Genomic DNA, 14,506 nt, shown 5'->3' on the forward strand with positions numbered 1-14,506 from the left:
ATTAGTTTTGTAATGTAGTAAATCCTGTACCTGTTTCAATCGTGCTCAGCGGCGATGTTCTTGTCAGCGGAATGCTCGTCACCGTTCTGCCCGCAACCCATTGTCCTGTAACAGCGTCGTATACACCGCCCAGCTGCGTAAAGGCGCCCGTTGCCGGCAGCGTCAGTTTCGACGTGTTCGTTCCGCCGCCATAGAAACCCTGTGTTAAACGCGTCGCCGGGTTGATCGTACTATAGTAGTCCGTATTTGTAATGCGGTAACCAATTTCAGGAGGCCCCGGTGCGTATACCGTACCATTACCACCGTACATGATCACATCCAGCGGCACAGTCGTCGCATTCACCACAATACCACGGAATACCGCAATACCCGCCACATTACCACTGTTTGCCAGCAGGTTCGATGTCGCTGTCCCAAAGTCGGCCCCCGCAACATTTGCATACTGCGTGCTGCTGATCCATGGTGCTGCGCTGATATCCGTAGAGCCTGCGCCCCAGATATTTTTGTTGCCCCCGACATAGAAGAACTGCCCCTTGGTTACTTTTCCTGCTACCAGGTTGATCTTGTAGCTGCGTGTCGCACCCACTGCCCAGCCATTGGCAGGAGCAGGGTTTGTTCCGGCATTGTTGCAGGTCACCACCGCATAATTCGTAACCGCGAAATCGATATCCTGAGTGGCCATCAGCTGTATGTATTCATAATTTCCGTCGGCACCATTCGGGTCTGTCAGGTATCCTGCGATAATCACCGCTGAAGGTTTGATCAGCGGAAGCTCAAAAACATCGTTGATGGTACGCGGCCACAGCTGCACAGCTGATGCTGCAATCACTGGGATACCCGTAAAGTTCGCACTTGCAGGGAAAGCCTCCCCGGCAAATCCCGCCGTAGCTTCAGTATGTACTGTCACTTTCCCAAAACCATCATTGATCGTTTTGTCACCGCTGAACGTATCTCCCGGCTGGGGTTCCGGTTCTGTAACGGCTTTGCTGATCGTTACCAGCGTATTTTCATAGGCATCGGGATCGGCAATCAGCACGCGCGACTGTACGGTTCTCATGTTTAATACCTTCAGTTCCGCTATCTTCTTCACTGCAGCGGCAGCTACACCCCTGAGGCGCATACTGCCGTTTACCCTTGTCAGCGTCGCGCCTGTGACTTCAATACTCAGGGAGTCGCCCACTTTATAGTCTGCTGCGGCAGCACCCATCTCAATGGCGATACCCCGCAGGGCATTACGGCGCAGGTTCTGCACTACGATCACTCCCGCCTGTGTGTTTGCGCCCCGGGGATCGGAGATCACCACACCGCCAATTTGTTTGGCACCCGAGAGGTTTGCAGCGTTAAGGGTCAGGTCGCTGCCCTTATATAAGTCTTTTAAATCTACCACGGCAATTACCGGGCTTAGCGTTCCTTCTGCATACTCGTTCTTTTTGCATCCCGAGAATGCAGCCATGGCAGTAAGCGTAAGGAATAAATATATCTTCTTCATTTGTTGAATGATCTGGATTTCTGTTTGATTGATTACGGTTTTTGCCACCACACCTGCGTGCTGATTTCGTCTGCTCCCTGTGCTGCTACTGCTGCCCTGTAGTTGTCAGGGTTTGCAGATTGTACATATACGGGATAGTATAAACGGGCAGGCATCACCCCGTTGTTCACCAGGCCGGTACCTTTTGGCAGCACCGGGTGCCCAGTGCGGCGGTACTCAAACCACTGCTCAAAATCTGTCGCGAACATCGAATAGTACTTCTGCGCATGGATCAGCTCCATCTTCTGGTCCAGCGTTGCCGCAGGGTTCCAGCTGATATCTGCATTGGCAAGATACGTCTCTATAGGAGTGGTAAATGTAGGTACCCATAAGGAGATTCCTGCCTGTGTACCGTTGTTGTAATAGGTCCTGGCATCACCGGATATCCATCCCTTTGCAGCGGCCTCTGCCAGTATAAACTGCAGCTCCGAATAGTTCATGATGTTACCCATCAAAGGCTCATTCATCAGCGTAGTCGTGGTAGAGGTGGTCGACAAAAAGTAAGATTTGATCGCTGCTCCCTGTCCCGGTGCATATCCGCTCGGCACACCCGCAAAACTACCCTGCCAGGTCGCTATGGAGAAGCGGTTGTTTGGTGTCAGTCGCGGATCAGCCCAGCGGTTCAGGTTGTTGATAAAGAACTCCGTGATACCCAGCGAACGCCAGTCCTGCTCACGCACACCGCCAATGAAAGGTGAAGTCAATGAACCCACACCCGTCCAGCGCAGGATCGCTGCATCGGCATTACTGGTCATGATCGGGTAAGCTGCAGGATTGGTGTCTACAATTTCCTTGATCTTGGCGATACACGCTGCAGATACTTCGGCCTTGCCCGATAGACGCATCAGCAAACGCAGGTAAAGACTGTTCCCAAACTGGCGCCACTTCGCAGCATTGCCATTAAACACCGGGTCACTCGCACCATTGACGTTCGTCGCGCCAATCAGCAGCGTGTCCGCAGTTTCCAGCTTCTTAAAGATGTCCATATATACATCTTTCTGTCTGTCAAACTTTGGCGTAAAATTACCTTCCTTGCCCATATTGGATTCAGAATAGGGGATATCGCCATAGGTATCCGTAAGCAGGGAGTATACCCAGGACTGGCAGATCAGGGAAATACCCATATACGCTTTGCTGTATGTCAGCGGCTGACTTGCCACGGTATAAATATCTTTAAAGTTGGTCAGTTGCGTATACCAGTTGTTCCAGGTATAATCTGCCCAGGTACGTCTGATGTCGTAGCGGAAAACCCTGCCTTCACCATCGCCGAAATCCACCGTCACCTGCATCAGTTCGTTATTGAAATTCCTGTTGCGCAGCATATTGGTGCCCACAGTATTCACCAGTGCCGGTGCCAGCAACTGCTGCGGCAGAGCATTTGGCGTACCATTGGGATCTGTATTGAGTTCCTCAAAGTCTTTTTTACAGGATGATAGTCCAAGGGCGACTAACATCAGGATACTTATAATCTTAAAACTTGTGTTCATTTTCTTAAATATTAGATACCGATAACCAGGTTAAAACCAAATGTGCGTGTTGAAGGGAACTGGGCAACCTCGAAGCCCTGTACAATGTCACTGCCTTCCAGCGTTCCAAATTCAGGGTCGAAAATTGGCCATTTCGACCATATATACAGGTCCCTTCCATAAACCCCTACCGTGGCACGCTGTATACCCAGGCGATGTGTGAGGTTTTTGCCGATGCTGAAATCAAGCCTTGCTTCACGGAACTTCACAAAGTTGGTAGAGAAGGTGTTCCCTTCAGCATTGTCAATTCCGTAGTGCGAACGGTAGTAGCCATCCACATCAGTAGCAATCACATCATTCTTGCGGTAGGTACCATCGGCATTCTGAATCACCCCGTTACCGATAATTCCATTGTATCTTCCCGGCAGGGTGTTGGTAGTTTTACCCTGTTCTGCCAGTTTATAGTTTGACAGTGAGTATGCAGAAGCACCAAACTGTGCATCAAACAACAGGTGCAGGCCAAACTGCTTGTACTTAAAATCGTGGCCCATGCTCGTTTTCCATTTCGCAGTCGTGTTACCCAGGTAAACCAGGTCATTGGACAGCTTCGCAAAACCCGTAGCAGCGTCATATACTATCTGTCCGTCCGGCGCACGCAGGTAACCGCGGCCAAACATATCGCCCATGCTACCACCTACGCGGGCCACAATCTGTGCGCCACCTGTAGGGCCGTTACGCAACACTACAGCGCTGTCTGCCAGCTGCTGGATCTTGTTCCTGTTCGCACTGAAAGTACCGAAAACCGACCAGCTGAAGATCCCCGGATCCTGTACCGGTACCCCGTTCAGTGAGATCTCCAGACCTTTGTTGTTCACCCTGCCCACGTTGATCACCGCCTGGCTAAAGCCTGAGGACTGATCGATGGTGCGGTTGAGGATCTGGTTTTTGGTGTTACCGCTGTATACTGCTACGTCGAACCCTAAGCGGCTTTTAAAGAACTTCATCTCTGCACCCAGCTCAAAAGTAGTAGTACGCAAAGGTTTCAGATCCCGGTTCGCCAGGATACGCGGATTTTGCAATCCTCCGGCATAGGTACTGCCGGCAGTCACATAGTTAAATGTTGTCTGGTAAGGATTTGTTGTTCCGCTACCCACACCAGCAAGGGATGCCCTTACTTTGGCGTAGTTGATCGCTTCCGGAAGTTTAAACGCTTCGCTGGCGATGAAACTTAAACTTGCCGAAGGGTAGAAGAAACCCACCTGATCGGTTCTGTTGGCAGTGGCAAGCGTACTTACCCAATCCTGACGCGCCGTTAAATCCATGTACAGGTAATCTCTGAAGCTGGTCGATAATAATCCGTAGAAACTGTTGATCGCATATTTCGACTTGTAAGGTGCGGTGATCAGCGGCCCTGCATTATTGGCCATCGTGTACACCCCCGGATATACCAGTGAGTCTGCACGGGTTTCATCCCTGTTGTAATTGTTGCGGAGCATGCTTCCACCACCTGTTGCCGTCACATTGAAATCACGCGTTACCTTTTTGTTATAGCGCAACAGGAAATCGCCGCCGGCTTCCTGTGAATAGATGTTCTGTGTGCGGAAAGATCCCTTCGGGTATTTCGTTCCTGCATCATATGGACGTTCCTGGGCACGCTGCTCATAACCCATATCGAGCGTAGCCCTTACCTGGAAGCTCAATGCGTCGGTAATCTTATATTCGGCCTGTACGTTACCCGTTACCGAGTTTCGGTTCGACCTGTTGATGAATTCTTCTGAGATCGCATACGGGTTTTCAGGGAAAGTACTGAAGGGGTAGAAGATCTTTCTGTCCTCCATACCGTTCACCCAGTAGTTTTTCAGCCAGTTCAGGTCGGCACTCGGTTGCCAGAAGATATACCAGTACATGATCGACTGGTTACCATATCCCGCGCCGGGCAGGTTAGCACTGTTTTTATTGTTATAGTTTACTTTGGAGCTGATCGTCAGCTTGTCGTTGATCTTCGAATTTACCGACAGCGCGATGCTGTTACGGGTATATCCTGTATTTGGTGTAATCCAGTGGTTGGTCACATTGGTGGCCGAGAAACGCGCTGATGTTTTGTCCGTCCCGCCATCCACGCTGATGGAGTTGGTATAGGTACGTCCTACATCAAAAAAGTCGCGGCTCTGGTTCTTGTAAGGTACCCATGGTGTTCTTACCGTACCCTGTTTTTGTGTCAGCGGGTCCAGCTGGAAGAACATTTGTCCGTCAAACTTAGGTCCGTAAGCAGAGCTGGTTCCGCTGGTACTCGCCCCATCAGGCCCTGCACCATAGGAGTAGTATCTTGATCCGCCGGTGCCCTGTCCATATTCATACTGCATATCCGGCCAGCGGTTTACAGACTCCATAGAGGTATTGGAATTGAAGGTAATCCCCAGTCCGCTTCTTTTCATACCGGATTTGGTGGTGATGATGATCGCACCGTTGGCTCCGCGCTGTCCGTATAATGCGGCTGCACCAGGGCCTTTCAGCACACTTACATTCTCAATATCTTCAGGGTTCAGGTCGTTCAGGTTACTTCCGTAATCCGCCGGCATGTTGTCGCTGCCCGTACCGTAGGCCGTTTCTCCCGCATTGGAAGTACGCCTGCCGCTACCCTGGTTGATAACCACCCCGTCTACCACGATCAGCGCTTCATTGTCGCCTGTCAGGTTGTTTTCGCCACGCAGGATGATCTTGTTGGAACCTGCAGGACCGCTGTTTGAGCGTACCAGATTTAATCCTGCTACCTTGCCCGACAAAGCGTCCGTCCAGTTGCCGGACAGTGCATTGGTCAGCTGCTCGCCCTTCACTTCAGTTACAGCATACCCCAGGGCTTTCTGCTCACGTTTGATACCCAGTGCAGTAACGACAACCTCGGTCAGACTGTTATCAGCTTCTTTCAGTGTCACATCGAGTGTAGTTGTTCCATTGGCTCTTACGGAAATCCCATTCATGATTTTAGTTTCCGCAGAGAGGTAGCTGAACTCGATGTTGTAGACCCCGGCGTCAGCGCTCAGGCTGTAACTGCCATCGTTTACAGACATCACGGCAACACCTGCGGAGCGGATGCGGATAGATGCACCGGGAATGGTATTCCCCTGCTCGTCCATCACCTTACCTGTAATGCGGCCCTTGCCCTGTGCCTGAGGAACGATCAGGATGTTCTGACCCGCAGTTTGTCTGAAGGTATATCCCGTGCCTTTTAGCAGTAGCCCCAGGGTTTCTTCTACTGTGCGGCTGGCTCTGGCAAGGCTAACCACACGGTTATCGTCCAGTGTATTGTTATAGCTGATGGTAATACCACCCGCCTTTTCCAGTTGTTGAAATGCATTTTTGAGCGGAATTCGCTCCGCCCCGAAGGTGATTTTTTTATTGCTTACAGGCTGTGCGTCTGCGTTGAAGACCCCAAAGGGGATATATAGCATTAAAAGTATGGTACAAAACCACAAATGTTTCATATGTTTATGTAATTTATTCTTGCTTAGCGGTGAGTTTAAATGTCTTGCCTGGGATTGTTAGCGCAATTCCGGGCTTAATGATCTTGCCTTCCTTGAGTAATCTTATTTCATGATCTTTCCTCCTTTTTGGTTGTTGTTTGAGATATACAGGTGATTTCCGTTTTGTGTATAGGCCAGTCCCGACAGGATGGTTAGGTTTTCCATCGCTTCGGTGAGTGAGATATTCTTAAATTTTGCCGTCAGGCGCACTTTGCTGAGCTCCGGGTCAGTAAATTCGATCTCTACGCCATAATGGTGCTCCAGCGATGTGGCAATATCCTGCAAGGAGGTATTGTAAAAGATGAAATCACGGTTGATCCATGAAACTACTTCATCGGCATCGGTTTCACTGAATGTGTACAAGCCATTGCGGGTGTTGATGCTGATCTGGTCATCCGGCAACAGGTACCTGATCACTTCATTATGGCCTTTTGTTTTTGCCATCACGGCTACCTTCCCGGTTTTTACCGTTACCGCAACTTTTTCTTCATGTTCATAGGCCTTGATATTGAAGGAGGTACCCAGCACCACCGTCGTGATGTCGCCCGTAGCAACGCTGAAGGGATGTTCCTCCTGGTGTACCACATCAAAAAAAGCTTCCCCATCCAGCTGCACTTTGCGCGTCTTCCCTGTAAAATCTTTCAGGTACTTTAGCTTGCTGCCGCCGCCGAGGTAAACCACAGAATAATCCGGCAGCAGGTATCGGGCCTGCCTCCCATTGGTATTGCTCAGCAGCACATATTCCTCCGTAGTGGCCGAATGATACTGGTAAACTACCGAAGCGAGGATGCAGCAGATCAGGGATGCTGCCAGGAATGGTATCCATCTGCGCTTTTTTTGCGGCATTGATGTTTCTTCGCGGTCGATATGTGCCTGTACCTTTGCCCAGGCATTTTCGGGATGAAGGGGCTGTTTGAAATAGGACTTTGATGCTTCAAGGATATGGATGGTCTCACTGAACTGCGTAAGGTTCTCCGGACTTGCTTCGATCCATTCCTGTAACTGGGTAAGACCTTCATCGCTGATGGTCTTCTCAAAATATGCAATAATTAATTTGTAGCTGTTATCTTCCATTACTGTCTCTATAGGGAAAGACAGAATTCTGATCAGCTTTACGTATCCGGAAGCGTTAAGCTTATATTAACAAATCATTAATTTCCCGAAGCAGGACGACGGAAATCTTTGAGGAGCAGGCGCAGCTTTTTGATCGATTTATACAAAGTGGTATCTACCGTGCGTACGGAAATACCCAGAATGCCGGAAATCTGACGGTTGTCCAGACTGTCGATATGGCTCATCAGGAGCACCTGCCGCTGCCCGGGAGGCAGAGTGTCAATGATACTCAGGATCCCCTTGTAGGACTCTCTGCTGGACATCAGCTGAAAAGGATTATGCTGATCCTGGATGCTGTAATGATCAATCTGGATGTCCTCAATAAAATCCACAGGCTCCTTTTTTTTCTGGAGATGGTTGAGTGCCTGATTTTTAGCAGATATAAAAAGATAACTTTTGATGTTCAGGATGACCGCTTCCTGTCTGTTGTCCCATACCCTGATAAAGAGGTTGGCAATGATCTCTTCAGCAATCACATATTCACGGGTGTATACGGCACAAAACTGGCACAACGGTTTGTAGTAGCGGTTGAAAAGTGTTTCAAGAGCCAGGTGGTCATTTTTCTGTAAGAGATCCGTTAAAGCTTCATCAGTAAGTTCAGGATACATACCCAGTATTGTTTCTACAAAACTAGAGTTGTGATATTAACTTAATATTAAGCTTAACGTAAGTCCTCAGTTTTAGTCAGGGGCTTTTCAGGAAGAAAGAACTTGGGAGTAATATCAAAATAATTCGCCAGGGCATTGATATGCTTCAGGTTATACTTGGCAGGATTTTTATAATTTTCCACGTTTCCAATAAAAGAAGTCTTGGTATTGATGATTTTACCAATATCACTTTGTTTGAGATTGTGTTTCCGTCTGAGCATAATGGTAACGTCAATAGTATATTGCTCAATGGGATCAAGTAGAGGCTGCTGTTTGGCCATAAGATTACGTTATAGCAAATATATTGGGATATTTTAGATTATTGCAGGGTATAAATACCTTTTATGCATGTGGTAAATACGTAAATTGATTGCGTTAAACCACATCCCATAGATTTTACATGCTGTTGATCTTATCTATGATATTATTTATTTATCATTACAGCAACAATTCAAAAACTGACATATGACTATCAAAACAATCAAATCCGGGGTACTGGCCCTGGCCTTAATCCTGTCGGCCACCGCTATGCGCGCACAGGACAGCAAACCTAGTCCGGCAGCAACAGCTACGGGAACCATCAATGGCGCAAATATTTCCATCAGCTACAGCAGCCCTGCGGTAAAAGGCCGTAAGATCTTTGGCGAACTTGTACCTTATGAGAAGGTGTGGAGAGCGGGTGCAAATGAGGCTACAGTATTTAAAACCGATAAAAAGGTAATGGTAGGAAGAACTCCTCTTGAGCCAGGTGCTTACAGTATTTATGTAATTCCTTCTGAAAAATCATGGAAGGTAATTCTTAATTCTCAAACCGGTCAATGGGGTACTTCAAGAACAGGATCTACAAGAGTTGCTGAGAAAGATGTGCTGACGATCGACGTAAAAACGACTAAAACTCCTGAACTGGTAGAGCGTCTGAAATATGATGTAACACCAAAAGGATTTACACTGGCATGGGAAAACCAATCGGTGCTTGTGCCGATCAAATAAGATCATTCACTGATCAAAAAAGCCCGCTTTTTTCAATAGAGAAAAGCGGGCTTTTGATTTAAAAGGTATGCAGTTTTTTTCTGAAGTTGTAAAAACCTGCCATAGCCAGCAGCAGGGAAAAGATAGCCACCACAAATAAGTTCAGCACTACTTTTCCGCTTTCTACCGCATTAACATGGTGTTCTGCCTTAATCTTTTTCCAGTCGATATCCTTCGCCGTTCCGTTGGTAAAGATCACAGGATAAAAGGACAAGCGCAGCTTCTCGTGATAAGCCTTCAGGGCTTTGAGGAAGTTGAGGTGACTCTGTAAATCTGATCCTGCCAGCTCGTTCAGTCCCAGCTGGGTTTGTATACCGGGGAACAGCAGCGCGCTGATCGAACTGAAACCCTGGCGCTCTTCCAGTTTTTTCATCATGTGCCCTGCACTTTCTGCAGCTTCATCATCACCCATCTGCTGCATGGCATAATACCAGTACCAGCTAAATGTAAGTTCTGATGGGAAGGGATATTTTTTAAACTGCGGATAGTGTTCAAAAAACTTGTCCATCGTGACATGTTTCTCCTTATCCCATTTCTCGTGGTTCCCCTCGCGCTGATGGATCACGGTTTCCATAGCTTCAGGAATGGGGTACTTTTTCGTCAGCCATACGTTGAGCACTGCCGGACCAATAATATTCAATACTACCCAGCAGGCGATGAGGCTTACAGCATTAAAACTGGAGGATTTGTTCCTGGAAACTACCCAGAAGGACAGTGCAAACCAGAAGAGTAGATAAAAACTCACCACCATCAGCACCATCATAAAGTGGCGGTCGACCGCCAGCTGCAGATAAACAACTGCTGCGGCCATGAGGATCAGTAAGGTGGCGAACACAGTGATTAACCGGATAGAAAACTTGCGGAGAATAATGCTCAGCGGCAATCCCGACTGAGATTTGACCAGTCCCCAGATGCCCGATTCCTGTTCTGCCGATACGATATTGTAGCTGAACGCAATGATCACCAGCGGAAAAAGAAAGATGATCACAAAGGCCAGATCCATATTACCCAGCAGCAGGGTTGTGGGATTGTTGAGGTCGGTATCATACATCTGTCCTTCCAGTCCGAGTATAGAGACCGACATCAGGTAGGGATTGATATCACGCTGGCCATTTGCAAAAGCTGCCCATGGGCTGGGCATATTTGCTATCGAGAACTTGTTATAAAAGAGCAGCAGCCCCAGGTCTTCGGAATGAAGATCAATGTTATGCTGTGTTTTTTCCTGTTGCAAGGCATTGGCCTTTCCGATCACTGCTTCCTGTTTTTCTATAAAGGTTTTACCAAAGTATAGACCTGCGAAACCGCTGATCAGGAGGATCAGTATGCCCGACCACACTGCTTTATTGCGGAAGAATATTTTGAATTCTAATTGATATGTACTGTTATTCATAATATAATCTATAAGGTTTTTACCCATTTTGATGAAACTGCAATCCCGGTAATCACCAGGATAAACCAGCAAAGAAGCGACAGGATCGTCATCAGCTGCTGATCTATTACCCATCCGATCGTCTTAAATTGATAATTGAAGTCCGGTTGTGAAGCCCAGTTGCTGCGGCTGATGCTGAGCGGTTTGTCTTTTTCACCGGGTTTTTCATTGCTGATATGATCAATCTGCAGCTGGTTCATATGCTGCGCCAGCTCATAGCGATAGGCTTCAGCCTGGTCCTGGAAATCTGTATAGGTTTTAAAATCCGCTGCCGTGAGGGCCATCGACAAGTTTTTGATGGCCAGAAAGGGGTTAAAATAACTGGCGGCTACCGCAAAGCTATTCTGCTTGCCAAATGTTCCGATCAGCTCTTTCTGATGACGGTTATAGATCTCTGCCGAGATTCTTTCCCCTTCGGCCATTACCGTTCCCCCGTAATTAAAGGGCAGCTTTTTCACGTCATCAACCTTATATTTTTTCAGGATATCCGCTTTAAATTTTGCGTAATGCGGGTCGTCCGGGTTATGGCTGTCGCCCTGCTTTTGCAGATCCGATTCTATCGCGGCACCAAACTCTATTTTGGATGGGGCAGGGTACACACTTGCTCCTACAGCTTGTGTAATCCTGGGCATCACAATCATAAAAAATACCCAGAGCACCAGCAGGGTAGTCAATGCCGCTTTCGAAGTCTGATGAAAAGCAGATACCAGTACGGCAATGCCGGAACAGATCACAAAGTACATTGCATAGCCCAGGATCAGCAGCAAGAGGCGAAGTGTAGCATCTGCCGACACCTGCCAGTTGCTCAACGCAGCCCAGAGAACGATCGTCAGCAGGATCACCGGGATAAACAGGCTGAAGCTCAGTGCAATGATCCCTAAAGTTTTTCCTGCCATTAATTGCCGCCAGCTGATGCCCTGACAGAGCAGGATCTTCAGTGTGCCCGTTTCACGTTCTGCGGAGATACTGCTGTACCCCATAAAGAAGATCAGCAGCGGTACCAGCAGCTGCAGCACCATCGCTACACTCATCTCACCAAAGCGTAACATCCCGTTGGAGAAACCCGCTTCACTGAAATTTACCGTATTTTGCTTGTGCGCCTCCAGAAATATGGAAACTCCGGCAAAACTTTCTATACCGAAATCAAAGAAACTGAGTTCATGTTTGTTCCTGAAAGCCAGGTAGCCATAATGTGCCATGCGGTGCGGATGTTTATCAGGCTTTGCCAGCCATTGCTCGCGGACAATCTCTTTGTATTTTAAGCGCTGGGCATTCTGGGCGCTGAAATTCTGCCAGCCAATATAGGTGGCCAGGCACAGCGCCAGTCCGAGGATCAGGGTAAGTGCCAGGGTGGCCCTGTTCTGAAAGGCATTTTTCCATGTCCTCGCTGCTATGATCAGTATTGGATTCATTTGTATATTTTTTGGTTTTCCTTAAAATTTGTATATCACATTGAACATCACGTTTCTCGGCGTTCCCGGGAACAGGCGAAGGTAATTCTGGGCGCCCACCCAATAGGTTTTGTCGAACACGTTGTTGATATTCATAGCCAGTTGTACATTGCTTTTTTCCGGTGAATAGTAAACCGCGGCATCTACAATGGTAAAAGCCGGCAGGTTGAAATTGCGTATGTACAACGGCAGCTTGTCGCCGCTATACTGCAGTCCGGCACCAAAGCCGATACCCTTCAGCAGCTTGTTATCGCGCAGATCATATCTTGTCCATACGCTGCCGCTGTTTTTCGGCGTATTCTGTACCCGCTGACCGATTAAAGTTTTGTCGTTATCTTTTGTGACTACCGCATCGATATAGCTGTAGCTGGCATTAAACTGCCAGTTGGGCAGGATAAATCCCGAAGCTTCAAACTCAATCCCCCTGCTGCGCTGTGCGCCACGTTCTACCAGCAGGTTTACATCTACAGGGTCGTTGGCGTTCAGCAACAGGTTTTTCTGGTTGATCTCAAACACAGCTACATTGACCATCAGCGCATTGTTAAACCATTCTGATTTCGCGCCGATCTCTTTCAGGTTGCTCTCCAGTGGTTTGTAATTGCTGCCCGCAGGTGGCGGAACGATGACCAGTGCCGAGGTATTGCCCTGTGGCTGGTAACCCTGCAGGTAAGTACCGTAAATATTGATGTGTGAGGTAGCTGCATACGTGATGCCTGCCCTCGGCAACAATTTATGTCGGGAGATCTTACTTTCATTGCTCAGCTTGTAGTTGCTGTAGTCCTCATACCATTCCTGTCTCAGGCCCAGCGTTACCGTCAGTTTTTTGTATTTGATCTGATCCTGCAGGTACAGGGCATTTACCAGGTAATAGGATGGAGGTATCTCAGTCTTCGTAAAGATATAGTCGCTCAGGTTGCGGATAGTATAACTGGGACTGGAGAGATTGAAATGTGGCACATTGGGTACCGGTCCGCTAACGCCATTGATTACCTGCAGCTGGTACAGGTCTTTCTTTGCCGGGTCATACCTTGCAGCGATGGTACCATCCTTAAGCCTGTAGCCTGCGGCGCCGTTTTCGCCGTTGCCGCGGTATTTCTGCGTGCTGATCAGGTCGTACCCGATCACCAGTTTCTGGTTTACCGCAGCTGTATTGGCATTGATGCTGAAATAGGTGCTCAGGTTATCTGTGCTCCATTTTTGCTGCCGTTGTATCGCCCGCATCGCAGCGAGGCTGGGAATGGCGATATTGTTTTCATCAACGGCGAAAGCATTCGTGGTTCGGTGTTCGATCAGGTCGTCGTTCATCGTTTGCTTCATGTAGGCCACATTGAACACGATGTCTGGTGTGAAGGTGTGCGACATGTTGGTCATCAGCATCAGGTCCTGCGCATGGTAATAGTCATTGCTGGCCCCCATGTTAAAGCTGGAGGGAGTACTGTTCAGGTCAGTTTTTCCCGCTATGGCACCAAAGATCGCCTGCCCGCGGTCGAGCCTCGACTTATTATTGTTCAGCACCAGCTCCACATTGATATTGGTGTTGGCATCAGGTATATAAGAAAACGACGGAGCGATCAGATAGGCCTTTTTAAATTGCAGATCCCTGAAGCTTTTGCTGTCTTCATACCCGATGTTGAGCCTGTACAGTAAAGTTTTTTCTGCATTCATCGGACCCGTGAAATCCAGGGCAGACCTGATGGTGCTAAAGCTGCCGGCAGAAACGCTGATCTGCTTTCTGTCCTCATTGAGCGGCTTTTTGGTGACCATGTTGATGCTTCCACCGGGGTCAACACTGGAAAAGTTAGCACTGGCAGGGCCCTTGATCACCTCAATCCTTTCCAGGTTGCTGGTTAATGGCTGGTTGAAAAAAGGCTGGCGCGTACGCATCCCGTTGATGATGGAACCTTCTTCATTCTGGTTGATACCGCGGATGGTAAACTGGTTGTAAAAGCTGCTTTGTGATACACTGGCCACATTCTTTACTGCGTCTGCCAGGGTAAACGCCTGTCTGTCGACGATCAGTTCCTTGGAAACCGTAGAAATAGCCTGTGGTATTTCCTTGTTCACAGCAGCAATTTTTGTAGCGGAGAAGGAATAATCGGTAAAGTACTTGCGTCCCTTGTTACCCACTATTTCTACGGTCTGCAGGTTTTCGGCCAGCTTCCTTGCCGTATCTTTCTGAATGGCAGGGACAGCCTTTCTGGGTACTGTATCCACACGGAGGCTATCCTTAACCTGTGCCGAAAGACTGAAATTGCAGATGAACAGCAGGCAAAGCAGCCCGAATATTTTATCAAAAGATGGAGAGAGTTTAATCATGGAGAG

10 protein-coding genes are annotated in these 14,506 nt (G+C 48.3%); 1 reads left to right on the forward strand and 9 read right to left on the reverse strand.

The features are described 5' to 3' along the window. Window position 1: 1 nt before the first annotated feature. From OQY15_RS11385 to OQY15_RS11410, 6 genes are all read right to left on the reverse strand, one after another. Window positions 2-1,489: a DUF5689 domain-containing protein gene (locus tag OQY15_RS11385; RefSeq protein WP_265791706.1), complete on the reverse strand. Its 1,488-nt coding sequence runs from the start codon at window positions 1,487-1,489 to the stop codon at window positions 2-4. Window positions 1,490-1,521: 32 nt separating this feature from the next. Beyond that, a complete protein-coding gene (locus OQY15_RS11390; RefSeq protein ID WP_265791708.1) occupies window positions 1,522-3,015 on the reverse strand; it encodes a SusD/RagB family nutrient-binding outer membrane lipoprotein in 1,494 nt (497 codons plus the stop codon). Window positions 3,016-3,026: 11 nt separating this feature from the next. Next, a complete protein-coding gene (locus OQY15_RS11395; RefSeq protein WP_265791710.1) occupies window positions 3,027-6,443 on the reverse strand; it encodes a SusC/RagA family TonB-linked outer membrane protein in 3,417 nt (1,138 codons plus the stop codon). A 135-nt stretch (window positions 6,444-6,578) separates the two neighbouring features. After that, a complete protein-coding gene (locus OQY15_RS11400) occupies window positions 6,579-7,589 on the reverse strand; it encodes a FecR domain-containing protein (protein ID WP_265791712.1) in 1,011 nt (336 codons plus the stop codon). A 77-nt stretch (window positions 7,590-7,666) separates the two neighbouring features. Continuing rightward, complete coding sequence (locus OQY15_RS11405; RefSeq protein ID WP_265791714.1) at window positions 7,667-8,236, reverse strand: sigma-70 family RNA polymerase sigma factor; 570 nt, start codon at window positions 8,234-8,236, stop codon at window positions 7,667-7,669. A 53-nt stretch (window positions 8,237-8,289) separates the two neighbouring features. Beyond that, complete coding sequence (locus tag OQY15_RS11410; protein ID WP_265791716.1) at window positions 8,290-8,556, reverse strand: helix-turn-helix transcriptional regulator; 267 nt, start codon at window positions 8,554-8,556, stop codon at window positions 8,290-8,292. Window positions 8,557-8,740: 184 nt separating this feature from the next. On the opposite strand from OQY15_RS11410, the gene OQY15_RS11415 reads away from it, so the two are divergent. After that, a complete protein-coding gene (locus tag OQY15_RS11415; RefSeq protein ID WP_265791718.1) occupies window positions 8,741-9,265 on the forward strand; it encodes a DUF2911 domain-containing protein in 525 nt (174 codons plus the stop codon). Between the two features lie 58 nt (window positions 9,266-9,323). Here OQY15_RS11415 and OQY15_RS11420 read toward each other — a convergent pair whose 3' ends face one another. From OQY15_RS11420 to OQY15_RS11430, 3 genes are read right to left on the reverse strand one after another with little or no spacing between them, the layout of a single operon-like run. Then, entirely contained in the window at window positions 9,324-10,808 is a 1,485-nt protein-coding gene (locus tag OQY15_RS11420; RefSeq protein ID WP_265791720.1) for a DUF3526 domain-containing protein, read from the reverse strand. Then, entirely contained in the window at window positions 10,703-12,145 is a 1,443-nt protein-coding gene (locus OQY15_RS11425; RefSeq protein WP_265791723.1) for a DUF3526 domain-containing protein, read from the reverse strand. Before OQY15_RS11425 ends, OQY15_RS11420 begins: the two co-directional genes overlap by 106 nt. 21 nt (window positions 12,146-12,166) lie before the next feature. Beyond that, window positions 12,167-14,500, reverse strand: coding sequence for a TonB-dependent receptor (locus tag OQY15_RS11430; protein WP_265791726.1), 2,334 nt, complete (start codon window positions 14,498-14,500; stop codon window positions 12,167-12,169). Between the last annotated feature and the right edge of the window lie 6 nt (window positions 14,501-14,506).

The sequence above is a fragment of the Pedobacter sp. MC2016-15 genome, from assembly GCF_026239695.1.
Taxonomy (GTDB): Bacteria; Bacteroidota; Bacteroidia; order Sphingobacteriales; family Sphingobacteriaceae; genus Pedobacter.